Here is a 25,807-nt window from a genome sequence, read left to right as displayed (position 1 = left end):
AGAGAAAAAAGTTGCCCTCATGTGATTAGAAACCTCTAATAGATTAAAATTTAAGATATTTATATTACTTTTGTCGTCTACAATCGACAAGAATAGCATGAACGAAAGAATGAAAAAAATAAAATTCGTCGTCAATCCTATTTCGGGAACACAAAGTAAAGAATTGATTCTTAACTTGCTGGACGAAAAAATAGACAAGGCGAGATACTCTTGGGAAGTAGTGAATACGGAGAGAGCCGGTCATGCAGTAGAAATAGCTGCTAAAGCTGCCGAAGAGAAGACTGATATAGTAGTGGCTATCGGTGGGGACGGGACAATCAATGAAATAGCTCGTTCGTTGGTGCATACTGATACCGCACTGGGAATTATTCCCTGCGGATCGGGTAATGGACTGGCGAGGCATCTGCATATACCGATGGAACCGAAGAGGGCGCTGGAAGTGCTGAACGAAGGTTGCATGGACGTAATAGATTATGGTAAGATTAACGGGACGGATTTTTTCTGCACTTGCGGAGTGGGATTCGATGCTTTTGTTAGTCTGAAGTTTGCGCATGCCGGTAAACGCGGGGTGTTGACTTATCTGGAAAAGACCCTGCAAGAGAGTCTTAAATATGAACCGGAAACGTATGAACTGGAAACGGAAAACGGAGTTTCCAAGTATAAGGCTTTCCTGATTGCCTGCGGAAACGCGTCGCAATATGGAAACAATGCTTATATCGCCCCGCAAGCTACGCTGACGGATGGCTTGCTGGATGTAACCATTCTCGAACCGTTCACCGTATTGGATGTCCCTTCATTGGCTTTCCAGTTATTCAATAAGACAATCGATCAGAATAGCCGTATCAAGACTTTCCGTTGCAAGCAGTTGTGCATCCGTCGCACTACTCCGGGAGTAGTGCACTTTGACGGCGACCCCATGGAAACGGACGCCAATGTGAACATTGAGTTGATTCAAAGGGGATTGCGCGTAGTGGTGCCGCAAGCGTCGGAAAAGGATGCTGCCAATGTGCTCCAAAGAGCGCAGGAATATATGAATGGTATCAAATTGATGAATGAAGCCATCGTCGACAATATAACAGACAGAAACAAGAAAATATTGAAAAAGCTGACAAAGAAAGTCTGATAAAATAACGGATTACTGACAACGAATTACAAATTATTGCGTACTTTTGCGCAGTTTTGGTTCAATCAAAATAGAAACGCGAGTGATAATCGTTTAAATAAAAAATATATGTTCAGAACGCACACATGTGGAGAACTAAGAATCTCTGATGTAAACAAGCAAGTTACGCTGTCTGGATGGGTACAGCGCAGCCGTAAAATGGGAGGAATGACTTTTATCGACCTCCGCGACCGTTACGGAATTACCCAGTTGGTCTTTAACGAAGAAATTAATGCTGAACTCTGTGAACGTGCTAATAAACTGGGACGTGAGTTCGTCATTCAAGTGACAGGAACGGTTAATGAACGTTTCAGCAAGAATGCAAACATTCCTACCGGAGACATTGAAATCATCGTTTCCGAACTGAACGTACTAAATACGGCTATGACTCCTCCGTTCACTATTGAGGATAATACGGATGGTGGTGATGATATCCGCATGAAATATCGTTACCTGGATTTGCGTCGTAACGCTGTCCGCTCTAATCTGGAATTGCGTCATAGAATGACGATTGAAGTTCGCAAATATCTGGATAGCCTGGGCTTCATCGAGGTGGAAACGCCCGTTTTGATCGGTTCTACTCCTGAAGGTGCACGCGACTTCGTAGTACCGTCACGTATGAATCCGGGACAGTTCTACGCACTTCCGCAATCTCCGCAGACATTGAAGCAGTTGTTGATGGTTTCCGGTTTCGACCGTTACTTCCAGATTGCAAAATGTTTCCGTGATGAGGACTTGCGTGCCGACCGTCAGCCGGAATTTACGCAGATTGACTGCGAAATGAGCTTCGTTGAGCAGGAAGATATTATTACTACTTTCGAAGGAATGGCTAAACATTTGTTCAAAACACTGCGTGGCGTGGAACTGGCTGAACCGTTCCAGCGTATGTCTTGGGCGGATGCCATGAAATATTATGGTAGTGACAAACCGGACTTGCGTTTCGGCATGAAATTCGTGGAACTGATGGATATCATGAAAGGTCACGGATTCTCTGTATTCGATAATGCTGCTTATGTGGGTGGTATCTGTGCCGAAGGTGCTGCAACTTATACTCGTAAGCAACTGGATGCACTGACGGACTTCGTAAAGAAACCGCAGATTGGTGCAAAAGGTATGGTGTATGCCCGTGTAGAAGCGGACGGAACTGTAAAATCGAGCGTGGATAAATTCTATACGCAGGAAGTGCTGCAGCAAATGAAAGAGGCATTCGGTGCTAAACCGGGTGACTTGATTCTGATCTTGTCCGGTGACGATGTGATGAAAACACGTAAACAACTTTGTGAGCTTCGTCTGGAAATGGGCGCTCAACTGGGGTTGCGTGATAAGAATAAGTTTGTTTGTCTTTGGGTGATCGACTTCCCGATGTTCGAATGGAGCGAGGAGGAAGGTCGTCTGATGGCTATGCATCATCCGTTTACTCATCCGAAAGAGGAAGATATTCCGATGTTGGATACTGATCCGGCAGCTGTACGTGCAGATGCTTATGATATGGTAGTGAACGGTGTGGAAGTTGGTGGCGGATCTATCCGTATCCACGATGCGAAATTACAGGCGAAGATGTTCGAGATTCTTGGATTCACTCCGGAAAAGGCACAGGCGCAGTTTGGCTTCCTGATGAATGCCTTTAAGTATGGTGCACCTCCTCACGGTGGTTTGGCATACGGACTCGACCGTTGGGTATCTTTGTTCGCTGGTTTGGATTCTATCCGCGACTGTATTGCGTTCCCGAAAAACAATTCCGGACGTGATGTGATGCTGGATGCACCGTCTGCAATCGACCAGACTCAACTTGATGAACTGAATTTGATCGTTGATCTGAAAGAGGGCGAGTGAAAGAATCTGTACGCATATTCCGTTTTATAGTCATCGGTACAATGAACGCCTTAATTATGGCGTTGGTTGTATGGTTAATGATGAAAGAAATGTCATTCGATGGTGACTATATGGTGGCTAATATAACAGCGTATCTGATAGCTCAAATCCATAACTTTATCTGGTGCAAATACTGGATATTCCCCGTAGAAAATAAAAAGAATAGTATCTGGAAACAGATACTGCTCTTTTGTTCTGCTTTTGCCGTGGCTTACACTGCACAGTTCTTATTTCTTGTCTTATTGGTAGAAGGATTGGACGTGAATGAATATCTGGCTCAATTCCTGGGATTGTTTATTTATGGAGGGGCTAATTTCCTAGCCAACAAAAAAATAACGTTTCAATGAGATAGTTATTTATGATGATATATTGAAAGGGCACAGAGTTCTCAATTTAGATTTGAACTCTGTGCCCTTCTTTTTTTCTTTATTAGATAAACCTCCTGCAATGAAGGTATGTGGGTAAGCCTTTAATCCAGAAAGCGTTTGGTAAGTCCATCATATTCGTCAATCCGACGATCACGAAGGAAAGGCCACCAACGACGAACGTTTTCCGAACGTTCCATATCTATTTCCACTACTATGTTCTCCGGGTGATCGTTTCCGGCTTGTGCCAGAAATTCCCCTTGTGGTCCTGCTACAAAACTGTTTCCCCAGAATAAGATACCGTTTGTCTGTCCGGAAGGATCGGGTTCGTGTCCTACACGGTTGACGGAGATAACAGGAAGTCCATTGGCAACGGCATGAGCGCGTTGTGAAATAATCCAGGCATTGAGTTGGCGGGCTTTTTCATCGTCCGTGTCGCTGCTTTCCCAGCCAATGGCGGTAGGATAAATTAAAAGTTCCGCACCTTTTAGTGCCATCAGGCGGGCAGCTTCCGGATACCATTGATCCCAGCATACTAATACGCCCAGTTTTCCTAAAGATGTTTGAATCGGTTCAAAACCAATGTCTCCCGGAGTGAAATAGAACTTTTCGTAGTAAGCCGGATCATCGGGAATATGCATTTTCCGGTATTTTCCTGCAATGCTTCCGTCGCGGTCGAATACGACAGCGGTGTTATGATAAAGTCCGGGAGCACGTTTCTCAAAAAGAGAGGTAACAAGGACTACTTTATTAGCTGCTGCCAACTCGGAATAAAAGCCTGTGGAAGGCCCGGGAATTGGTTCGGCAAGATCAAACAGGTTAGTGTTTTCTGTCTGGCAGAAATAAAGTGAATTGTGTAACTCCTGGAGCACAATCAGTTGTGCACCGTGAGCGGCACAAGCCTCGATACTCTTTGCGAGGTTCATCAGATTGGCTTTAATATCTGCGGTATTGGATTGTTGGATGATTCCGACTTTTATCTTTCTCATGATGAATAATTAGTGGGTTGATTCATTCATTATTTTATAATTCCTTTATATCTCCTTTGTAATTCTTTTATGACTCCTTTATAACACCCAGCGGATATTGCATGGTGACGCAGTGTAGGGAACCGTGCTGTTTAATCAGGGCACGGCAGTCTATTCCAATTATTTGATGGCTTGGAAAGGCTTGCTGCAATACTTCTCCTGCTTTTTTGTCATTCGCCGGCTGATTGTATGTCGGGTAGAGAATAACGTCGTTCATAATCAGGAAATTGGCGTAAGTTGCAGGCAGGCGTTCGCCGTCTTCTTCTATCTTGTCTGCCATGGGTAAGGCCAATAGGCGATAGGGTTCTCCTGCTAAGGTGCGGAATGTTTTCAGCTGTTCTTCCATTGCGAGCAGTGCTTCGTAATGTTCGTCTTCTTTGTTTTCGCATTTCACGTAAGCGATGGTGTCGGTAGAACAGAAGCGTGCCAAAGTGTCGATGTGGCTGTCGGTATCATCACCAGCCAGATAACCGTGATCTAACCAAAGCACCTTTTGCAGGTGGAAGGTTGATTTCAGGTATTCTTCTATCTCTACCTGGTTCAGTCGTCCGTTTCGTTGGGGAGAAAGCAGACATTCGGAAGTGGTAAGCAATGTACCCATTCCGTCGCTTTCGATAGAACCTCCTTCGAGTACGAAGTCGAGGTGGTCTATATACTGGCCTTTCAAGGCTCCGGCTTCTACGGCATGTTTAGTAATTTGATTATCCAGTTCGGAAGCAAATTTCAGTCCCCAGCCGTTGAAGGTGAAGTCGAGCAGGGAAGGGGTGCCGGTATCTATCATTGTTATGGCTCCGTGGTCGCGGGCCCATGTGTCATTGGTGGCACATTCCAGAAAGCGGACGTTATTCATATTGACAGTAGCAGCTATCTGCTTTTTCACTTCTTCCGGTTCGGGAGTGACGATCAATAATAATTCACGCTTCGCTATTTCTCTGGCAATATTGATAAAACACTCTTGCACTTCCGCCAGCATGTAGGCCCAATCTGTACCGGCATGTGGCCATGTTAACTGTATACCGCTCTGCATGTGCCATTCGGCAGGCAAATGAGGTGCTCTCATTTCTACCTGTACGGTCATGTTTTTGCCGAAGTTCAACTGCAAATCTTTCTCCGAGCCGCTTGGGCTGGGGAGTCCAACCATGATTCCCATTAGACTATATATATTTAGTTATTTATAAAATCAGTTTATTGTCTGCATCTAAAGTCAGTTTGTTTTCTGCATCGATGTGACTGTTATGCATTGTTTTCCTGCTTCGGTTTCCGGTCAAAGAACGGATTCTTGGAGGATGCGCTTACGGGGATTGCCATTACCATCTTGCAGTCTTTCAGCCAGTTCAGGCGTTGCGCTGCCAATCCGGCGGAGAACATGACGCGTGTGTCTACGCGTAAATCGGCTGCCGTGGCGCACGCGGAACCTATTGCGATACCTACATCTATGCTGTTCAATGCGCAGGGAACTCCATCAGTACGTTCGGCACAGGTGGCAAATCCGCAATGGCCGCAATTCAAGCCCTGTGTCTGCTCGCGTGTTCCTATCAGTACAACACATTCGGCACTTAGGATGTTGTCGGCATCACGAAGGAAGAATTTCATTCCGTGTTCTTCTACCATAGCTATCATAGTGTCCGATAATTGTTTAATCTCTTCATCAGTGATGAGGGCCACTTCAATAATATCGATTCCTTTTCCTTTCGGAGCAGTGCGTGCAGCCGTCATCATCTGACGTGCTACCTGCAATATATGCTCGTGACGAGCGTCTCTTTCGTTCAGTATCATAACTTTCTTGAATTAATTAGTAAGGCAAAGATAAATGAAAATTGGCAAAATTACACTAGATGATGAAATAAATAGGAGTATTGGCGATGTTATTAGTGATGGACTTAGTGGTGTTGTTATTGATGAACTTGGTACAGTTATTATTAGTGGTGAATTTGGGACTGTTGTTAGTCGTGAATCTGTTTCTGCTATTATACGAATTAAAGGACTTGTTGTATAGATAGATGTAAGTACTGATGTTGATAATAATGATGGAGTTAATAGTGGTGTTGTTGATAGAATTTAGAATTCTGCCGTATTTTCTTATTTTTGTAATTGTTTATGCTTAAAATAAGTTGTAATATACTGGTATATAGTTTGTTAAAATAAATATTGCACTATCATTTTGAATTGACATATATAGTGCTATTTTTGTCAAGAAGTCAATTGAGTGGCTTCTTGATATAACTATTAATTTAAATATTTATTATTATGGCTATACGCTATAGAAAGAAAAAAATCGTGCTGAACTTTGATAAGGAGAACAAGCAAGAGAAGTACGTTGCTGCTAATGTTCTTATTGGTAGTATTAGTTATGAAAAACTATGTAATGAAGTAAACCAGAGAACTGGTATACATCGTGCCATGGTAGATGTCATACTAAAAGGTGCAGAAGATACCATGATTACTTTCTTGGAAGAAGGTTTCTCTGTGAGGTTTGGTGAGTTCGGTTCATTTCGCCCTGCTATTAATGCTGCGAGCAAGGATAAAGAGGAGGATGTAAATGCTGCTACTATTATTCGAAGAAAGATTGTATTTACTCCTGGAACCAAATTCAAAACAATGCTTGGTAATGCAAGCATTGAATTGTTCTCAGATAGAGAAGTAAGTGCAAGTGCTGGTGACGAAGATGAAACCGGAGGCGAAAAACCAGATGGAGGTGGAGGTTCTGGTGGCGAAGCACCCGATCCGGCAGCGTAGTTTTTATTCTAATCTTTATGAAACAGGGAAAGTTAATTAACTTTCCCTGTTTTTTGCAATTTTGCATAGAATATGCAAAATTGCCGTTGGCTGACGAATAATTTCCCATTAGGCAACGACGATTTCGCCGTTGCCTAATGGGAAATTGTTTTATAATCAATGGGTGTTGAAGATAATTGCCTATATAAATACTTTTATAAACCATCATTGTTTTTTAGATGTGACAAAAATATAATTAATAACTAGATTAGTTTATACTTTTTTCATATATTTGCATCGTTTTCCACGCCGATACCTTTTCGTAAGGTGGATGGGGTGGGAAATTATTATATTAAAGAAAGACGTTTACTTGACGTTTTGTCTTTGGCTTATCAAAACTTCGAACACTTTGAGCAGCAGTCAAAAACAAAGCAACAGTAGGTGTCTACGGGATATGTTTATATCTATTCAACGTGCCTTTTGCAAGAAAGGTATGTTGGATTTATACATATCGGCGTGGGCTTCTGCGTTGCTCGTTCAGACTACTGCGGGCAGTTCGAAGGCCTTGATAAGCGGGACGAGTAACAGGTACAGATTCCCGCGCTTTTTCTTTTTATAATAAATACTTTTCTAAAAATGAATCGTTCGATTCGGGAATCTGCGAGCAAAAAACTTATAATTATGAAATTGAGTTTTTTATTGCTAATCAGCTTTTGTTTTTATTTAAACGGTAATGCACAAACTTATAAGGTTGAGATAGAAGATATTACAAATAAAATAGATATTAGAACATCCTCTTATCAACCTAGACATAGAATTGAAGGTTCATCACTTACTTCTCATGAAATAGGCAAAGTGCTTTTAAAAAACAATGAAATGATAAAACAATTATATACCTTTTTAGAAGAGGATATAAATCAGTCGAATTCGAATCCAGAAACATTAAGTAAAAATGGAAAGTATAAAGCTTTTATAGAGGGAGGATGGACTGATAAAGATAAAAAAGTAATATGGTTTCGTATGTACGCAAAATCTAAAATTAAGGAAGTGACATGGGATGAAGGTATTATTGTAAATAGTTGGATATTTAGTAATATGATGGATAAAGTGATGGGAAATGAACCTAAATATCAAAATGAAAAACAAAGATATTTTAATGGTTTCTAATATACATGCAAACTTAATAGAAGAAATGTCATGGTAATATGTAATTATATAAAACAATCACTTGTTTTGGTGTTTTTAATTGTTTCGTTGGTAGCTGTATGCCAAAATAATGGATATAAAGTGATAAATAAAGGTCATGGTAAAATTGCTATTTTTTATAATGGAAAAACAACTAATTTTATTCAAGAAGAAGCAAATCGCTTAAAAGAGATAGCCGATTCCATAAGAATAGCAGACTATAGTGCCCAAATAGAGGATATGGAAAAAGAAATGGAAGAAGTTAAAATTAAATATTTTATGATAGGTTTGTATAAAGGAGTGGAATTACAATATAATTGGTTCTTACAAAGAAAAGTGGGGAAGGTTATAGATATATATAAAGGTGATGTTAATTCTGAAGCGAGAAAAATTGTAATCGAAGAGGGCGATAAATATTTTAATAAGGTTTTTTCAAACAAATAAAATTATGAAAGTAGTACCCTCAAAAACAGAATGAATTATGAAAATATGGTTTGAATAGAAAGGATTTTAATATTTTTATTTTATGCAAATTGAGAATATTTGGAACAATATTGTGGACTGGTTTAATGATCGGTCGGAACGTGGTAGATTGATTCGCAGTTTCAATGCAGCTGCTCGTGAATCTTTTATACAAGGAATAGCTCCAACAATGCTTAAGGCTAGTCTTTCAAAAGGAAACAGAGAATATAAGCACCAATTTTCTTCATGGATGAATTCAGGTTTTCGTATTCAAGCACTTTCTGGCCGTCCTTTGACTAAAGATGAAATGACGTTTATTGGACAAACGATATTGAGCGATACAATGTTGATTAGACGGTTGATCGCTCTTGGTTGGGATACGTTAGAAGTACATGATGATAGTGGTATCTATGGATGTCGTTGGAAAATGATAGATTATGCAAGTATGGGAGGATTATTGACATGAGAGCAGATAGCTTAAAAATAGAAAGTCTACATCCAATTGTGGAAACAACGAAAGAATTGGACGAAATGTGGTTATATTGCATTATTGGGATTATAATACTTCTTATTTGCTTATTTTTTGGACTTTGGACATATTTTCATTCGGAACGTTTTTGCTTGAAGCTTCGCTTACGACAAGGAAAAGAAGAACCAGATTTTAAAAATATAATGGACAGTGCATTTGGGGCTAGAAATCTTTATGATAAGCTTAAAGGAAAATGTCATCCAGATAATTTTTCGACTAATTTGATTTTGTTTGATAGAGCAACGGAGATATTTGCTCTGATAGTTAAGAATAAATATAACTATCGCGAACTTATTCTCCTGAAAGAACGTGCTGAAAAAGAATTGAATATTAATATCTGAAAGAAATATATTATGGAAGGAATACTTTTATTAGTAGTTGCTGTTGCGTTGGCTTATGGAGTTGGATGTATGGGGCGCAATCGTAAGATTGGTTTTGGATGGGCTTTTTTCTTTGCTCTAATCAATGTGATATTAGGATTGATTATTGTTTTATGTTCGAAGAAAAAGGATGTAAGTTTTGTTGATATGAATAAGGAGGATAAACAATGAAAATACTAGGCTGGATATTGTTGATTCTAGGAATACTTTCTTTTATAGGAGCTATTTCGCAAGGACATAATGTTGTAGGACCTGCGTTTTTTGGAGGACTTGGTGCATATTTATTGTCAAGAATAAATAAGAAAAAACAAGAAGAACAGGATAAAGATAAATGGGTAAATGGTAATAATTCATGAAAATGACAAAGGAAGAAGTTGCTAGACATAATGAAAAGGTTGATTATAACAAGTCTGCTGAAAGTTGGATTATGGATATTATTTGTTGTTTCATATTCTTTCCAATGATTATATACATAGTGTATCGACGTGGAAGATATAATAATTATCAAAAGATAAATGATGGATTTGATTAAGATATAATTTTAATATTGTCTGTATGACATTGATAAAAGCAAAAAAAGTATGAAAGTCATTTTTAGTTTTATTTTGTTCCTCGTAGCTATCAAATGTTTTAGAGCTGCTTATATTGAAATGAGAGACGGCACTTCATGGTGGGTTATGTGGGGAATATTTGCCGTATTGGCTGTTTTAGGTGCAATTGCACTATTTTAACGTAGTAGAATTAACAATATTAGTTTTGAAGTTGTTCACTAACATTTGAGTCCGGTATGAAAAAACTTTCGTACCGGACTTTGTGTTATTGGGTGGAAAAGGCTATCTTTGTATCTGTCAACTTATAAAGTTATGAGTATATGAGTAATAAAATTTATCCTATCGGCATACAGAACTTCGAGAAAATCCGTAAAGGAGGTTATTGCTATATAGATAAGACTGCTTGGATATATCAAATGGTGAAAACTGGCAGTTATTATTTTCTAAGTCGTCCACGTCGTTTTGGGAAAAGTTTGTTACTGTCTACTTTGGAAGCCTATTTTCAAGGGAAGAAAAAACTTTTCGAAGGATTGGCGATAGAGAAACTGGAAAAAGACTGGTTTAAATATCCGATCCTGCATATTGACCTCAATACAGAAAAATACGATACACCGGAAAGACTTGAAAATAAGCTGAATCGCACATTGGTGGAATGGGAAAAAATCTATGGAGCGGAATCTGCAGAAACTTCTCTAGCTATGCGTTTCGAGGGTATTATTCAGCGTGCTTGTGAGAAAGAGGGCCAGAGTGTCGTTATTCTTGTGGATGAATACGATAAGCCTATGTTACAGGCGATTGGTAATGATGAACTCCAGAAGAGTTTTCGTGATACATTGAAGGCTTTCTATGGAGCTTTAAAAAGCAAGGATGGCTGCATTAAATTTGGTATGCTTACGGGAGTTACAAAATTCGGAAAAGTAAGTGTATTCAGCGATCTGAATAATCTGGAGGATATTTCTATGCGTCAGCAGTATATAGAAATCTGCGGAATCAGTGATCGTGAGTTGCATGAGAACTTTGAAACTGAATTGCATGAATTTGCCGATGCGCAAGGTTTGACGTATGATGAAATTTGCACAGAAATGCGTGAAAGATATGATGGTTATCATTTCACTCATGATTCTATAGGTATGTATAATCCGTTCAGTGTACTTAACACCCTTAAATACAATGTGTTTGGCAACTACTGGTTTGAAACGGGCACACCTACTTATCTGGTCGAATTACTAAAAAAACATCATTACGATCTTCACCGGATGGCTCATGAAGAAACTAGTGCCGACGTACTGAATAGTATTGATTCAACTTCCGACAATCCTATCCCTGTGATTTATCAGAGCGGTTATCTTACCATAAAAGGCTACGATCGTGAATTTGAAACTTATCGCCTAGGATTTCCCAATCGTGAAGTGGAGGAAGGTTTTGTGAAATATCTCATGCCTTTTTATGCCAATATAAATGCCGTAGAATCATCTTTTGAGATTCAGAAGTTTGTCCGCGAAGTCCGTTCGGGAGATTATGATTCTTTTTTCCGTCGTCTTCAGAGTTTCTTTGCAGATACTCCTTATGAATTGGTTCGCGATTTGGAATTGCATTATCAGAATGTCCTCTTTATCGTGTTCAAATTAGTCGGTTTTTATGTAAAAGCGGAATATCACACGAGCCAGGGCCGTATCGATCTTGTTTTGCAGACTGATAAATTTATCTATGTCATGGAATTCAAGCTGGAGGGTACGGCTGAAGAAGCCTTGCAGCAGATCAATGAAAAGCATTATGCTAAACCTTTCGAAAGTGATGGGCGAACACTTTTTAAGATTGGAGTGAATTTTAGTGCTGAAACACGAAACATTGAGAAGTGGGTGGCGGAACTTCAATAAATATAATTTTGGCAGGATTTTCAAGAGAACAAATAGATGTTACATATTAATAATGCCTGTATTGCTTTTGGTACGGAAGTGCTTTTCTCCGGTTTCAGTATGAAGTTGGAAAGGGGAGAAACGGCTTGCATTGTCGGTCAATCCGGTTGTGGAAAGACTTCGTTGCTGAATGCGGTAATGGGGTTTGTGCCTTTGAAAGAAGGATCTATACAGGTAGGGGAAACATTGCTTGATATATCGACTATCGATAGTGTCCGCAGACAGATTGCATGGATTCCTCAAGAATTGGCACTACCTTTTGAATGGGTCAAAGAGATGGTGGCTCTCCCGTTCGGACTGAAAGTGAATCGTTCTGTTCCTTTTTCGGAAGAAAGACTTTTCACTTGTTTCGATGAATTGGGGCTGGAACACGAATTATATACAAAGAGGGTGAATGAAGTATCGGGTGGTCAACGCCAACGTATTATGTTGGCTGTGGCTGCAATGCTCAACAAACCTCTCATTATCATAGATGAACCGACTTCTGCTTTGGATGCCGGATCAACCGGTAAAGTCCTGTCTTTTTTCCGGCGACAGGCGGAAAGAGGAACGGCTGTGTTAGCCGTATCACATGATAAGGACTTTGCTTCGGGCTGTCATTATTTAATAGAACTGTAATTAATTGAACTGTAACGCAAATCGGATAGAATTGTTAAGAATATATTGTGGGAACGATTGATATATCATATTATAATCTCTTTATAGGGCTACTATTGCTTGCCATTCCGTTTTTTTACCTTTGGAAATTTAAAACGGGATTGCTGAAACCTGCCGTGATTGGTACATTACGGATGATTATCCAGCTGTTCTTTATCGGCATGTATCTGAAATATCTCTTTTTATGGAACAATCCCTGGATTAATTTTCTTTGGGTGATAATTATGGTATTCGTGGCCGGGCAGACCGCATTGGTACGTACTCAGTTGAAACGTAGTATTTTATTAATCCCTATTACGGTAGGATTTCTTTGTAGTGTTGTATTGGTAGGCATCTATTTTATCGGTATTGTTCTCCAACTGGATAATATATTTAGCGCCCAATACTTTATTCCAATATTTGGAATTCTGATGGGTAATATGCTGTCGAGCAATGTAATAGCTTTGAATACTTATTATAGTGGATTGAAACGTGAACAGCAACTATATCGGTATTTATTGGGAAACGGAGCAACAAGGCAGGAAGCGCAGGCTCCATTTATCCGGCAGGCCATCATTAAATCGTTTAGTCCCCTGATTGCGAACATTGCCGTGATGGGATTGGTGGCTCTTCCGGGCACGATGATCGGACAAATTCTGGGAGGAAGCAGCCCGAATGTCGCTATCAAGTATCAGATGATGATTATGGTGATTACTTTTACAGCATCTATGCTATCGCTAATGATTACTATTTCATTGGCTTCGCGTCGATCTTTTGATGCATACGGAAAACTGCTGGAGGTAACAAAAGAACCCAGGAAATGACTGTTATTGACCAGATATTCCATAAAGTAGCTGAAATAGCTATTCCACACTTCTTTATAACAGTGGAGTTTTCAGCATCCGGCACAGAAATGCCGGAACATATCGAGGCTTTCCTGCAGGAAAAATACGAAGCAATTCTTCGTGGAGCCAGTGGACGTAAATTTATCTATAAGGAAGGAGAGTGGCGGCTTATTTTCACTTTCTTCCCTACGGACAGAGTCGTAGACGAACGGTATGCACTGAAAAACAAGGTACAAATGATAAATAAGGTGCAAATGAAAAGCAAAAGCTAACCGGTTATTAGCGTGTTTATTATTTGCCTTTCAACATTCCCCATAAGCAGCGAAGCTGCACGAATTGTTCTCCGGGTTGCACATAACCGCCTTCAAACATCTTTTCCGTTACTTGAAATTTAGAGAGGTGATGGCGTATATACTTCTCTACATCAGGCGATTGTTTCTTGACGAATGACAGCAAATCAACCTTCCCGTCTTCGCGAATGAGCACCCTAGCTTTGATTGTGCGAAAACCGTACTCTTTGCAGTGTTTGGTTTCTACTTTATCAATCCAGAAGATAGCGGTAGCTTTGACCGTATCTGCCGCACAATCTTCGATATTGTCAATCTTTGCAGCCTCGGCTACGGACATTTCGATACTATCACTTTTCTTGGGCTGGCAAGAAACCATCATAACTAGCAGGAGCAGTAAAGTCAAATTTGTTTTCATCGTATTCATTATTTAGATGAAGTAAAAGTACAGAATTTCAATAAATAACGGAAGCTTTAGGCGAAAATTTATAATTAGTTTTTATTCCGGAACCGGTTTTTATCCGAATTTATCCGATGAAAACAGGCAAAAGGCAAAAAGAGTTTATATTCTTTTTGCCTTTTGCCTATTGATAAAACTGAAAAATGAAATTAACTGTTTAATCTAAAATTTATATGGATATAGTTATGGTTTAGCGGAAGTCTTTTAGTTCTTCCTGTAATTTCTGACGGGTAAAGAAGATCCGACTTTTTACGGTACCTAACGGAAGATTCAGTTTTTCTGCAATTTCACGGTATTTGAATCCGGAAACGTGCATGGCGAACGGAACCCTGTATTCTTTCGGAAGAGCATTGACTACACGGTGCATCTCTTTCAGGTCGTATGTCCTTTCAGTACTTTCAAACCCTGCATCTTGCGGCAAATTAAGATGATAAAGGTTATCGGTCTTGTCAACAAATGTCTGGTCGCGAACTACCTTACGATAATTATTGATAAAGATATTGCGCATGATGGTGTACATCCATCCTTTGAAATTTGTATCGGGTGTATATTTATCTTCATTATCTAATGCTTTCAATGAGGTTTCCTGCAGCAAATCGTTTGCTTCTTCGCGGTCTGTTGTCAGTTTGTATGCGAAACGTAGTAATTCTTCCTGAACTCCTACCAAATCTTTTCTGAAGCTTAAACTTTTCATATGTGTTGTTTTTAAAATGTGAGTATTCGTTGTAAAAATTTTGATGATGCAAGTTTAAGATATTTTGTCGACCTTGGTAGGGGAGAATCAGACGTAATTTAGGGGAATTTCTATCAACAGATAGTTTTTAGGTCCTTTTTGATAGTTTCTGGGTGGTATTTTATATCTTTTACGGGGATCTCAAAAAATGGATAACGATAAATTCTCTAAAAAACGATCACTTAGTATGTTAATTCCTATTTTATTTATTATCTTTGCAACCAAATTTTCTACCAATAATGAAAATTAAGGAAATAGTAAGCGCCCTTGAACGATTCGCGCCTCTGCCATTGCAAGACGGATTTGATAATGCCGGCCTGCAAATCGGATTGACAGAAGCGGAAGCAACAGGGGCTTTGTTGTGTCTTGACGTTACCGAAGCTGTGTTGGATGAAGCTATCGCGCTGGGGTACAATCTCGTTATATCGCACCATCCGCTCATTTTCAAGGGCTATAAATCTATCACGGGCAAAGATTACGTGGAACGCTGCATACTGAAAGCAATAAAGAATGATATTGTGATCTATTCAGCACATACTAATCTTGATAATGCACAAGGTGGAGTTAATTATAAGATAGCAGAGAAAATAGGGTTGAAGAATCTGAAAGTGCTCGAACCGAAAGAGAACTGTCTGATTAAGCTGGTGACTTTCGTGCCGGATGCACAAGCCGATAGTGTGCGCGAAGTGTTGTTTGCAGCCGGATGCGGAAATATAGGTAACTATGATTCATGCAGTTACAATCTGAAAGGAGAGGGAACCTTCCGGGCAAAAGAGGGAACGCATCCTTTCTGTGGAACAATCGGTGAACTGCATCATGAAAATGAAGTGAGGATTGAAACCATTCTTCCTATATATAAAAAAGCGGAAGTTATAAAGGCTTTATTGTCTGTACATCCTTATGAGGAACCGGCATTTGACTTGTATCCGTTGCAGAATGACTGGTTGCAGGCAGGTTCGGGAATTGTAGGTGAATTGGATGAATCGGAAACGGAACTCGAGTTTCTGAAACGCATCAAGAAAATCTTTGAAGTGGGTTGTGTACGTCATAACAAACTGACGGGGAGAGAAATACAGAAGGTTGCCTTATGTGGTGGTGCCGGAGCTTTCCTGCTTCCACAGGCAATTCGGACGGGTGCGGATGTCTTTATTACGGGAGAAATCAAATATCATGATTATTTCGGCCACGAGGGTGATATTCTGATGGCAGAGATTGGTCATTACGAAAGCGAACAATATACAAAAGAAATTTTTTATTCCATAATCCGGGATTTATTTCCTAATTTTGCACTCCAATTGAGTAAAATAAATACGAATCCCATAAAATATTTATAAGTAAAATGGCTAGAGAAGCAAAAAAAGATCCGAATGAGTTGACGGTAGAACAGAAACTGAAGACACTGTTCCAACTGCAAACGATGTTGTCTAAGATTGATGAAATCAAGACATTGAGAGGTGAACTTCCGTTGGAAGTGCAAGACCTTGAAGATGAAATTGCTGGTTTGAGTACCCGTATCGACAAGATCAAAGCTGAAGTGGATGAACTGAAATCTGCTATTGCCGGCAAGAGAGTAGAAATTGAAACAGCAAAGGCTTCAGTAGAAAAATATAAGTCACAACAAGACAATGTTCGCAATAACCGTGAATATGATTTCTTGACGAAAGAAATCGAATTCCAGACATTGGAAATCGAACTTTGCGAAAAGAGAATTAAGGAATATTCTGCTGATAAAGAAGAAAAAGAGGCTGAAGTAACGAAGAACGATCAGATTCTTAACGAAAGACTGAAAGACCTTGAGCAGAAGAAGAGCGAACTGGACGAAATTATCTCTGAAACCAAACAGGAAGAAGAGAAATTGAGAGACAAAGCTAAAGATTTGGAAACTAAGATTGAACCACGTCTATTGCAGTCTTTCAAACGTATCCGTAAGAACTCTCGCAACGGATTGGGTATTGTATACGTACAGCGTGACGCTTGTGGTGGTTGCTTTAACAAGATTCCGCCCCAGAGACAACTGGATATCCGTTCTCGTAAGAAAGTAATCGTTTGTGAATATTGCGGACGTATTATGATTGACCCGGAATTGGCTGGCGTACAAATCGAACACAAGGTGGAAGAAGCTCCGGTAGCTACTACCAAAAGAGCTATCAGAAGAAAAACTGCTGAATAAGAAGAGCAGTGAAGTAAGTAAAGTTACTTTTTTGATATATAATAAGCCCTGCAGCAATGCAGGGCTTTTTTTGTTTTAACAAGTGCTCGTATAAAAAAGAATCGATAAACAAACTTACCCTTTAGTTGTTATCTTTTCATTTCATAAAAACCTGAACTGATATGAATATACGAGTGTGGGGCACATCGCTCCTTATGTTTCTTTCAACTGTGACCGCGGTTGGACAGACCGCAAACCGTTATTTGAAAGCTCCGCTTCCTCAAGATTGGGAAGAGAGCGGGGAAGTATTTCAACAGATACTTCCAGTGGATGACCATTGGTGGAAGTCATTCCAAGACACCAAACTGGACTCTTTGATAGCTCTGGCAGTAGATCGTAATTACTCCGTTGCCATGGCAATCAACCGTATAGCTGCCGCTCGTGCCAATCTTTGGATAGAACGCAGTAACTTTTTTCCTTCCATCGGATTGAATGCAGGATGGACCCGTCAGGAAACCAGTGGAAATACAAGTTCACTGCCCCAAACAACCGATCATTATTATGATGCTTCGCTAAGCATGAGCTGGGAGCTTGATATTTTTGGCAGTATCCGGAAACGGGTAAAAGCGCAGAAAGAGAATTTTGCCGCCAGCAAGGAAGAATACACAGGAGTCATGGTCTCATTAGCTGCAGAAGTAGCCTCGGCTTATATCAATCTAAGGGAGTTGCAACAAGAGCTTGAAGTGGTGAAGAAAAACACTGCTTCGCAGGAAGAAGTCCTGAAAATCACGGAAGTACGCTATAATACCGGGCTGGTTGCTAAACTCGATGTGGCACAGGCCAAGTCTGTATTATATAGCACAAAAGCCTCCATTCCTCAGTTGGAAGCGGGTATCAATCAGTATATCACAACATTGGCTGTCTTATTGGGAATGTATCCCCAGGACATTCGTCCTGTTCTTGAATCCAGTGGCACATTGCCCGATTATATGGAACCTATCGGAGTGGGAATGCCTGTCGATTTATTACTGCGACGGCCTGATGTACGAAGTGCGGAATTGAGCGTAAATGCGCAGGCAGCATTGCTCGGAGCTTCGAAAGCGGATTGGTTGCCGAAAGTTTTCTTGAAAGGTTCATTTGGATATGCCGCCCGTGACCTGAAGGATCTCACCAAAAGTAAAAGTATGACTTATGAAATTGCTCCGTCATTGAACTGGACTATTTTCAATGGAGGACAGCTGGTGAATGCAACCCGGCTGGCAAAAGCGCAACTGGATGAAGCAATCAACCAGTTTAATCAGACGGTTTTAACTGCCGTACAGGAAACGGACAATGCTATGAATTCCTACCGGAATTCAATCAAACAGATTGTAGCCCTGCGGGAAGTACGCAATCAAGGAATTGAGACATTGAAACTTTCACTGGAACTTTATAAACAGGGACTTTCGCCTTTCCAAAACGTACTTGATGCACAACGTTCTCTGTTATCTTATGAGAATCAGCTGGTACAGGCACAAGGTAGTTCGCTTTTGCAACTGATAGCCCTCTACAAGGCTTTAGGGGGTGGTTGGAGAGAATAAAAATCAATCTATAAAATATATAACCTAACAGATATGAAAAAACTGATGTATATCTTTCTTGCACTGCCTATATTGACGGGTTGCAAGGAGAAGAAAAGTACAGGAGCGATGGGAGGTATGCCAACTCCGGAAATTAGTGTGACCAAACCCATAGTGGAGGATATTACTTTGACGAAAGATTATCCGGGTTATCTGACAACAGAAAAGACGGTGAATCTTGTAGCCAGGGTGAACGGAACCTTGCAGTCTACCTCTTATGTCGCAGGTGGACGGGTGAAACAGGGGCAACTGTTGTTTGTCATCGAACCAACCTTATATAAAGATCAGGTGGAGCAAGCAGAAGCAGAACTGAAAACTACCCAAGCGCAATTGGAATATGCTCGTAATAATTATAGCCGTATGAAAGAGGCTGTAAAGAGTGATGCGGTCAGTCAGATACAGGTACTTCAGGCTGAATCTTCTGTGAAAGAGGGTGTTGCAGCTGTCAGCAACGCGGAAGCAGCTTTGAGCACCGCCCGTACAAACTTGGGATATTGTTATGTCCGTGCACCGTTTGACGGCACCATCAGTAAGGCGACTGTAGATATAGGAAGTTATGTAGGCGGTTCGTTGCAACCAGTCACATTGGCTACTATTTATAAGGATAATCAGATGTATGCTTACTTTAATGTTGCTGATAATCAATGGTTGGCAATGACTATGGATACTCAGCAGTTACCGACTGATCTTCCTAAAAAAATAATGGTTCAACTGGGAAAGGGGGGAACTGAAAGTTATCCGGCTACGCTCGATTATCTTTCACCAAATGTAGATGTGAATACAGGAACACTGATGGTTCGTGCCAATTTTGATAATCCGAAAGGGATATTGAAGAGCGGATTATATGTAAGTATAACTTTACCTTATGGAGAAGCTAAAAATGCCATGTTAGTGAAAGAGGGTTCTATCGGAACTGACCAGTTAGGCAAATACTTATATATTGTAAATGATTCGAATATAGTTCATTACCGGCATATTGAAATAGGGCAGTTGGTCGACGGCACTTTACGGCAGGTATTGGGGGGACTTTCCCCGCAGGAACAGTATGTCACGGAGGCTTTGATGAAAGTCAGAGACGGAATGAAAGTAAAGCCACTTCCTGATTCCCTCCCTAAAAGAGGGAAATAAGGTCTTTTGGATAACTGATTGATTAACAAATGAAATCTTTTAAACCTATACATTATGTTTTCTAAGTTTTTTATCAACCGACCGATATTTGCTACTGTCCTTGCCCTGCTTATTGTAGTAGCCGGTCTGGTCACACTCAATATATTGCCTGTGGCGCAATTTCCGGAGATCACACCGCCAACGGTGCAGGTCTCTGCCGTTTATCCCGGGGCAAATGCTGAAACTGTTGCTCAAACAGTGGGTATTCCTATCGAACAGCAGGTGAATGGTGTAGACGGCATGCTTTATATGTCTTCCAATTCTTCATCTTCGGGAGCATATTCTCTGACTATTACATTCGCTGTTGGTACGGACATCGATATGGCAACTGTGCAGGTACAAAACAGGGTAAGTATCGCACAATCATCGCTGCCGGAACCGGTGGTGGTGCAAGGGGTCACTGTGCAGAAACAATCTTCAAACATTGTGATGTTTTTGACAATGACTTCGCAGGACTCTGTGTACAACAGCCTGTATCTGACTAATTATGCCAAATTGAATTTAGTGGACCAGTTGACACGTGTGCCCGGAGTGGGTGCTGTGAATGTGATGGGAGCAGGGGATTATTCGATGCGCATCTGGCTCGATCCGGAGGCTATGCGTATACGGAATATTTCACCGCAGCAAGTCTATCAATCCATCCAGTCGCAGAATGTGGAAGTATCTGCCGGATATATCGGTCAGCCTATCGGACAGGATAATAATAATGCTTTTCAGTATACGTTGAATGTTCAGGGACGATTGAAATCTCCAGAACAGTTCGGGAATATTATTATCCGCCGTGAGCAGGACGGGGCGATGCTTCGTCTGAAAGATATTGCACGCATTGATTTGGGGTCTGCTTCATACAGTGTAGTGTCGCGATTGAATGGAAAACCTACGGCTGCTATTGCTATTTACCAGCAACCGGGTTCCAATTCGCTGGATGTTTCAAAAGGAGTGAAAGCTAAGATGGAAGAACTTGCAGAAAGTTTCCCGTCAGGAGTGGCCTATAATGTCACTTTGGATACGACTGATGTTATCCATGCTTCCATTGATGAAGTGATGGTTACTTTCTTTGAAACAACTTTGCTGGTGATACTCGTTATTTTCTTGTTCCTGCAGAATTGGCGGGCAGTGATTATTCCTTGTATTACTATCCCGGTATCGTTGATCGGTACATTTGCCGTAATGGCGGCATTTGGTTTCTCTATCAACACATTAACATTGTTCGGACTGATTTTAGCAGTTGCTATTGTGGTGGATGATGCGATAGTGGTGGTGGAGAACGCTTCGAGATTATTGGAAACTGGGCAGTACTCACCTCGTGAAGCCGTGACAAAAGCGATGGGAGAGATCACGGGCCCGATTGTCGGGGTGGTTCTCGTATTGCTTGCCGTGTTTATTCCAACAATGATGATTAGTGGAATTTCAGGTCAGCTGTATAAGCAGTTTGCGCTGACTATTGCCGCTTCTACCGTATTGAGCGGTTTCAATTCGTTGACATTGACTCCTGCGCTTTGCGCACTGTTTCTTGAAAAGAGTAAACCTTCTAACTTCTTTATATACAAAGGTTTCAATAAGGCTTATGACAAGACACAAGGGGTATATGACAAAATTGTCAAATGGTTGCTTCAACGTCCGGGAATGGCTCTCGCTTCTTATGGCGCTTTGACTGTTATTGCTCTATTGCTTTTTATGCATTGGCCGTCAACTTTTATCCCGGACGAGGATGATGGATATTTTATTGCTGTTGTTCAACTTCCGCCTGCCGCCAGCCTTGAGCGTACGCAAGCAGTGGGAGAAAAGATAAACGGTATTCTGGATTCTTATCCGGAAGTAAAGAATTATATTGGTATTTCCGGCTTTTCTATCATGGGTGGTGGCGAACAGAGTAACTCTGCAACTTATTTTGTGGTGCTGAAAAACTGGAGTGAGAGGAAAGGGAAGGAGCATACGGCTGCTGCCATAGTCAACCGTTTTAATGGTGAAGCGTATATGACTATTCAGGCTGCGGAAGTATTTGCCATGGTTCCTCCGGCTATTCCGGGGTTGGGTGCATCCGGTGGTTTACAGCTTCAGTTGGAAGACCGGCGTAATCTGGGGCCGACGGAAATGCAGCAGGCCATCAATGCCTTGCTTGCTTCTTATCATTCGAAACCGACTTTAGCATCTGTATCCAGTCAGTATCAGGCAAATGTTCCGCAATATTTCTTGAATATCGACCGTGACAAAGTCCAGTTCATGGGAATTGCCTTGAACGATGTTTTCTCTACATTAGGCTATTATATGGGAGCGGCTTATGTGAATGATTTTGTTGAATTCGGCCGTATTTACCAGGTGAAGATCGAGGCGCGCGATCAGGCACAACGCGTGATTGATGATGTCTTGAAGTTAAGTGTGCCGAATTCGGCAGGAGAGATGGTGCCTTTTTCTTCTTTCACCAAAGTAGAGGAACAGTTAGGCCAGGACCAGATTAACCGCTATAATATGTACTCGACTGCTTCTCTGACTTGTAATGTTGCTCCGGGAAGTAGTACCGGGCAGGCTATTCAAGAAGTGGAAGCATTGTTTAAGGAACAGCTGGGAGATGAGTTTGGGTATGAATGGACTTCCGTTGCCTATCAGGAAACCCAGGCTGGGAATACGACTACCATTGTTCTGATTATGGCGTTAATTGTTGCATTCCTGGTACTTGCTGCACAGTATGAAAGTTGGACTAGCCCGGTAGCAGCCGTCATCGGATTGCCGGTAGCCTTATTAGGTGCCATGATTGGCTGTCTGATTATGGGAACTCCAGTCAGTATTTATACGCAAATCGGTATAATCCTGTTGGTTGCACTTTCTGCAAAGAACGGAATTTTGATTGTGGAATTTGCCCGTGATTTCCGTGCCGAGGGTAATTCAATTCGGGAAGCTGCCTTTGAAGCGGGACATGTCCGCTTGCGTCCGATCCTGATGACTTCTTTTGCTTTTGTATTAGGAGTGATGCCCTTGTTATTCGCCACCGGTGCAGGTGCACAAAGTCGTATAGCATTGGGGGCCGCTGTGGTATTTGGTATGGCCATGAACACTTTATTGGCTACCATTTATATTCCTAATTTCTACGAATTTATGCAGAAATTACAAGAGCGATTCAGCAAAAAGAAAGGAAATGAGGATGGTGGGAAAGATGCTGCAATGCAAAAATAAAAAGCTGTTTGAGGACTGTCTGGAAGGGTAGTTGGTATAGTGACGCTATCTGTTCGGGATGGTGTCACTATAGTAGGCAAATAGCGTCACTATCTTGAGGGGATAGTGACGCTATTTTATTCTCGTTGGTAAGGCTGTTTTTTTAAGGCGAATACAGCACAGATTATTTTATAAAGAATGGTAATCAGGAATATCCTGGAGGAATGTATAAGTCTGATTTTCATAGTCCATCCGGCAACAATAATGTTGCATTCCGTTGCTGACAATCAGATAATCGACCTTCAATACCATATTATACCGGGTGATCTGATCGAAAACAGCCTGTGTGATTTCGATATGTGGTGCTTTATATTCCACAATCATCCGGGCTGATAAATCCCTCCGATAAAGTACGGTGTCGCATCGTTTGGTAGTACCGTTCAACTTTACCATTACTTCATTGGCCAGAAGGGCAGTCGGATATCCTTTGTGTGCAATAAGAAAGTGAACAAAGTGTTGCCGTACCCATTCTTCAGGGGTAAGGGCGACATATCGTTTACGAATTACGTCGAAAATTACATTTTTTCCGTTTCGTACGTTTATTTTAGTGTCGAATACTGGTAGGTTTAACGATAACATTTATTATTTTTGTAAGTTAAATAATGGTTCCCATTATTGGGAGCACAAATTTAATAGATAATTATGAAAACAAAAGAAGAAATCGTAGCTAATTGGCTGCCCCGTTACACAAAACGTAACCTGGAGGATTTTGGAGAGTATATTCTGTTGACTAACTTCAACAAGTACGTCGAGATTTTCGCAAATCAGTTTAATGTTCCCATCTTAGGAAGGGATGCAAATATGATTTCAGCTTCTGCCGAAGGCATCACTATGATTAACTTTGGTATGGGAAGTCCTAACGCTGCCATCATCATGGACTTGCTGGGAGCTATTCAACCCAAGGCTTGTTTGTTTTTGGGAAAATGTGGTGGCATCGACAAGAAAAATCAGCTTGGCGATTTGATTCTCCCTATTGCAGCTATCCGTGGAGAGGGAACTTCTAACGATTATTTTCCTCCCGAAGTTCCTGCATTACCTGCATTTATGTTGCAGCGTGCCGTTTCTTCATCCATCCGTGACAAAGGCCGTGACTATTGGACTGGTACCGTATATACCACCAACCGCCGTATCTGGGAACATGATGATGTATTCAAAGAATATCTGAAAAAGACCCGGGCTATGGCAGTTGATATGGAAACTGCAACTTTGTTCAGTTGTGGCTTTGCCAATCATATTCCTACCGGCGCATTATTATTAGTGTCCGATCAGCCAATGACCCCCGACGGAGTAAAAACAGATAGAAGTGATAATTTGGTTACCAGAAATTATGTAGAAGAGCATGTTGAAATTGGTATTGCTTCTTTGCGCATGATTATTGATGAAAAGAAAACTGTTAAACACTTGAAATTCGACTGGTAATCCGGTCTTTCTGAAAATTATATATGGCAAAACAAGAACTGACCTGTGATGACATCCTCAAGGAATTGAGAGCAAAGCAGTATCGCCCTATCTATTACCTGATGGGAGAAGAGTCGTATTATATCGACTTGATTGCAGATTACATAACGGATAATGTGTTGAGTGAGACGGAAAAAGAATTCAACCTGACTGTTGTGTATGGGGCTGATGTGGATGTGGCAACGATTATAAATGCTGCAAAGCGTTATCCCATGATGTCGGAACACCAAGTAGTAGTAGTTAAGGAAGCACAGGCGGTACGTAATATGGAAGAGTTGTCGTATTATCTTCAAAAGCCTTTGCTTTCCACCATTTTAGTGATATGCCATAAGCATGGAACGTTGGATCGTAGAAAGAAGCTGGCTGCCGAGGTGGACAAAGTTGGTGTACTGTTTGAATCTAAAAAAATAAAGGATGCACAACTTCCCGGTTTTATAGCTTCATATATGAAACGGAAAGGAGTTGATATGGAACCTAAAGCAACTGTTATGCTTGCTGATTTTGTAGGTTCAGATTTGAGTCGTCTGACCGGAGAACTTGAAAAGTTGATTATCACTTTACCTGCCGGGCAAAAACGCGTAACTCCTGAACAGATAGAAAAAAACATAGGCATAAGCAAAGATTATAATAACTTTGAATTGCGCAGTGCTTTAGTGGAAAAGGATATATTAAAAGCAAATAAGATAATAAAATATTTTGAGGAAAATCCGAAAACTAACCCAATCCAAATGACGCTGTCTTTATTATTCAGCTTTTACTCCAATCTAATGTTGGCTTATTATGCACCGGATAAATCAGAGCAAGGGATCGCAAATATGCTAGGACTAAGAACTCCTTGGCAGGCCCGGGATTATATGGCAGCAATGCGAAAATATAGCGGAGTAAAGACGATGCAGATTGTTGGAGAAATACGATATGCTGATGCAAAATCCAAAGGAGTCCAAAATAGTTCTATGACAGATGGAGATATTCTTCGTGAATTAGTGTTCAAAATTTTGCATTAAGTAGGATTAAGAATTACCTATATAATCAGACATATACTTTTACCGTAGATAGAAACGGGAAGTATATGTCTTTT

General features: G+C 40.8%; 29 protein-coding genes. 23 read left to right on the top strand and 6 right to left on the bottom strand.

What is annotated here, in order from left to right; genetic code table 11:
* Positions 1-97: 97 nt before the first annotated feature.
* From NQ505_RS18430 to NQ505_RS18420, 3 genes are all read left to right on the top strand, one after another.
* Positions 98-1,123 carry a diacylglycerol/lipid kinase family protein gene (locus NQ505_RS18430; RefSeq protein ID WP_004303062.1) on the top strand — a complete coding sequence of 342 codons (1,026 nt, stop codon included), beginning with the start codon at positions 98-100 and terminating at the stop codon, positions 1,121-1,123.
* Between the two features lie 108 nt (positions 1,124-1,231).
* Positions 1,232-2,995: an aspartate--tRNA ligase gene (aspS, locus tag NQ505_RS18425; RefSeq protein WP_008647566.1), complete on the top strand. Its 1,764-nt coding sequence runs from the start codon at positions 1,232-1,234 to the stop codon at positions 2,993-2,995.
* Positions 2,992-3,381 (top strand): GtrA family protein, encoded by a 390-nt coding sequence (locus NQ505_RS18420; protein WP_004295929.1) that lies wholly within the window; start codon positions 2,992-2,994, stop codon positions 3,379-3,381. Before aspS ends, NQ505_RS18420 begins: the two co-directional genes overlap by 4 nt.
* A gap of 122 nt (positions 3,382-3,503) precedes the next feature.
* Here NQ505_RS18420 and NQ505_RS18415 read toward each other — a convergent pair whose 3' ends face one another.
* From NQ505_RS18415 to NQ505_RS18405, 3 genes are all read right to left on the bottom strand, one after another.
* Positions 3,504-4,388, bottom strand: coding sequence for a carbon-nitrogen hydrolase (locus NQ505_RS18415; RefSeq protein ID WP_008647565.1), 885 nt, complete (start codon positions 4,386-4,388; stop codon positions 3,504-3,506).
* Between the two features lie 67 nt (positions 4,389-4,455).
* A complete protein-coding gene (locus NQ505_RS18410; RefSeq protein WP_008998629.1) occupies positions 4,456-5,577 on the bottom strand; it encodes an agmatine deiminase family protein in 1,122 nt (373 codons plus the stop codon).
* Positions 5,578-5,660: 83 nt separating this feature from the next.
* Positions 5,661-6,203, bottom strand: coding sequence for a ferredoxin domain-containing protein (locus NQ505_RS18405; protein ID WP_008998628.1), 543 nt, complete (start codon positions 6,201-6,203; stop codon positions 5,661-5,663).
* 34 nt (positions 6,204-6,237) lie between these two features.
* Between NQ505_RS18405 and NQ505_RS18400 the strand changes: the two genes are divergently transcribed.
* The 13 genes from NQ505_RS18400 (at position 6,238) to NQ505_RS18340 (ending at position 13,918) form a co-directional block, all read left to right on the top strand.
* The gene (locus NQ505_RS18400) at positions 6,238-6,423 is read left to right on the top strand and encodes a hypothetical protein (protein ID WP_008998627.1); all 186 of its coding nucleotides are present in this window, start codon (positions 6,238-6,240) and stop codon (positions 6,421-6,423) included.
* Positions 6,424-6,674: 251 nt separating this feature from the next.
* Positions 6,675-7,163, top strand: coding sequence for an HU family DNA-binding protein (locus NQ505_RS18395; protein ID WP_122138117.1), 489 nt, complete (start codon positions 6,675-6,677; stop codon positions 7,161-7,163).
* Between the two features lie 660 nt (positions 7,164-7,823).
* Entirely contained in the window at positions 7,824-8,309 is a 486-nt protein-coding gene (locus NQ505_RS18390) for a hypothetical protein (protein WP_032853448.1), read from the top strand.
* Positions 8,310-8,339: 30 nt separating this feature from the next.
* Positions 8,340-8,771 carry a hypothetical protein gene (locus NQ505_RS18385; RefSeq protein WP_259825639.1) on the top strand — a complete coding sequence of 144 codons (432 nt, stop codon included), beginning with the start codon at positions 8,340-8,342 and terminating at the stop codon, positions 8,769-8,771.
* An 82-nt stretch (positions 8,772-8,853) separates the two neighbouring features.
* Positions 8,854-9,255 (top strand): hypothetical protein, encoded by a 402-nt coding sequence (locus NQ505_RS18380; RefSeq protein ID WP_008998622.1) that lies wholly within the window; start codon positions 8,854-8,856, stop codon positions 9,253-9,255.
* Positions 9,252-9,659: a hypothetical protein gene (locus tag NQ505_RS18375; RefSeq protein ID WP_008998621.1), complete on the top strand. Its 408-nt coding sequence runs from the start codon at positions 9,252-9,254 to the stop codon at positions 9,657-9,659. The genes NQ505_RS18380 and NQ505_RS18375 overlap by 4 nt, the downstream gene beginning before the upstream one ends.
* A gap of 12 nt (positions 9,660-9,671) precedes the next feature.
* A complete protein-coding gene (locus NQ505_RS18370; protein ID WP_008998620.1) occupies positions 9,672-9,869 on the top strand; it encodes a hypothetical protein in 198 nt (65 codons plus the stop codon).
* On the top strand, positions 9,866-10,054 hold the full coding sequence (locus NQ505_RS18365; RefSeq protein ID WP_008998619.1) for a hypothetical protein: 189 nt from the start codon (positions 9,866-9,868) through the stop codon (positions 10,052-10,054). Before NQ505_RS18370 ends, NQ505_RS18365 begins: the two co-directional genes overlap by 4 nt.
* Positions 10,055-10,279: 225 nt before the next feature.
* On the top strand, positions 10,280-10,429 hold the full coding sequence (locus NQ505_RS18360; protein WP_008998617.1) for a hypothetical protein: 150 nt from the start codon (positions 10,280-10,282) through the stop codon (positions 10,427-10,429).
* A 140-nt stretch (positions 10,430-10,569) separates the two neighbouring features.
* On the top strand, positions 10,570-12,126 hold the full coding sequence (locus NQ505_RS18355; protein ID WP_004308917.1) for an ATP-binding protein: 1,557 nt from the start codon (positions 10,570-10,572) through the stop codon (positions 12,124-12,126).
* A gap of 36 nt (positions 12,127-12,162) precedes the next feature.
* Positions 12,163-12,783 carry an ATP-binding cassette domain-containing protein gene (locus NQ505_RS18350; protein WP_004308918.1) on the top strand — a complete coding sequence of 207 codons (621 nt, stop codon included), beginning with the start codon at positions 12,163-12,165 and terminating at the stop codon, positions 12,781-12,783.
* Positions 12,784-12,830: 47 nt separating this feature from the next.
* A complete protein-coding gene (locus tag NQ505_RS18345; protein WP_008998616.1) occupies positions 12,831-13,625 on the top strand; it encodes an ABC transporter permease in 795 nt (264 codons plus the stop codon).
* The gene (locus NQ505_RS18340; protein WP_004308920.1) at positions 13,622-13,918 is read left to right on the top strand and encodes a hypothetical protein; all 297 of its coding nucleotides are present in this window, start codon (positions 13,622-13,624) and stop codon (positions 13,916-13,918) included. The genes NQ505_RS18345 and NQ505_RS18340 overlap by 4 nt, the downstream gene beginning before the upstream one ends.
* 19 nt (positions 13,919-13,937) lie before the next feature.
* Here NQ505_RS18340 and NQ505_RS18335 read toward each other — a convergent pair whose 3' ends face one another.
* Entirely contained in the window at positions 13,938-14,351 is a 414-nt protein-coding gene (locus NQ505_RS18335) for a DUF4891 domain-containing protein (protein WP_008998615.1), read from the bottom strand.
* A 232-nt stretch (positions 14,352-14,583) separates the two neighbouring features.
* Positions 14,584-15,087, bottom strand: a complete 504-nt coding sequence (locus NQ505_RS18330) for an RNA polymerase sigma factor (protein ID WP_004303051.1) — start codon at positions 15,085-15,087, stop codon at positions 14,584-14,586.
* Between the two features lie 278 nt (positions 15,088-15,365).
* Between NQ505_RS18330 and NQ505_RS18325 the strand changes: the two genes are divergently transcribed.
* The 5 genes from NQ505_RS18325 (at position 15,366) to NQ505_RS18305 (ending at position 23,232) form a co-directional block, all read left to right on the top strand.
* A complete protein-coding gene (locus tag NQ505_RS18325; RefSeq protein WP_008647557.1) occupies positions 15,366-16,460 on the top strand; it encodes a Nif3-like dinuclear metal center hexameric protein in 1,095 nt (364 codons plus the stop codon).
* Positions 16,461-16,465: 5 nt separating this feature from the next.
* Positions 16,466-17,296 carry a zinc ribbon domain-containing protein gene (locus tag NQ505_RS18320; RefSeq protein WP_004295942.1) on the top strand — a complete coding sequence of 277 codons (831 nt, stop codon included), beginning with the start codon at positions 16,466-16,468 and terminating at the stop codon, positions 17,294-17,296.
* Between the two features lie 161 nt (positions 17,297-17,457).
* Positions 17,458-18,855 carry an efflux transporter outer membrane subunit gene (locus NQ505_RS18315; protein ID WP_008998614.1) on the top strand — a complete coding sequence of 466 codons (1,398 nt, stop codon included), beginning with the start codon at positions 17,458-17,460 and terminating at the stop codon, positions 18,853-18,855.
* A 33-nt stretch (positions 18,856-18,888) separates the two neighbouring features.
* Entirely contained in the window at positions 18,889-20,022 is a 1,134-nt protein-coding gene (locus NQ505_RS18310; RefSeq protein WP_032853446.1) for an efflux RND transporter periplasmic adaptor subunit, read from the top strand.
* Between the two features lie 54 nt (positions 20,023-20,076).
* Positions 20,077-23,232 (top strand): efflux RND transporter permease subunit, encoded by a 3,156-nt coding sequence (locus NQ505_RS18305; RefSeq protein ID WP_008998612.1) that lies wholly within the window; start codon positions 20,077-20,079, stop codon positions 23,230-23,232.
* A 168-nt stretch (positions 23,233-23,400) separates the two neighbouring features.
* On the opposite strand, the gene NQ505_RS18300 is transcribed toward NQ505_RS18305, so the two are convergent.
* Entirely contained in the window at positions 23,401-23,850 is a 450-nt protein-coding gene (locus NQ505_RS18300) for a type I restriction enzyme HsdR N-terminal domain-containing protein (RefSeq protein ID WP_008998611.1), read from the bottom strand.
* A 63-nt stretch (positions 23,851-23,913) separates the two neighbouring features.
* On the opposite strand from NQ505_RS18300, the gene NQ505_RS18295 reads away from it, so the two are divergent.
* Entirely contained in the window at positions 23,914-24,690 is a 777-nt protein-coding gene (locus NQ505_RS18295) for an AMP nucleosidase (protein WP_004303046.1), read from the top strand.
* Positions 24,691-24,713: 23 nt separating this feature from the next.
* Complete coding sequence (holA, locus tag NQ505_RS18290; RefSeq protein WP_004303045.1) at positions 24,714-25,733, top strand: DNA polymerase III subunit delta; 1,020 nt, start codon at positions 24,714-24,716, stop codon at positions 25,731-25,733.
* Positions 25,734-25,807 lie beyond the last annotated feature (74 nt).

Origin of the sequence: Bacteroides sp. D2 (assembly GCF_025147085.1) — a bacterium.
Taxonomy (GTDB): Bacteria; Bacteroidota; Bacteroidia; order Bacteroidales; family Bacteroidaceae; genus Bacteroides.
The sequence above is the reverse complement of the archived record's forward strand: the minus strand, read 5'-3'. Positions and strand labels throughout refer to the sequence as shown.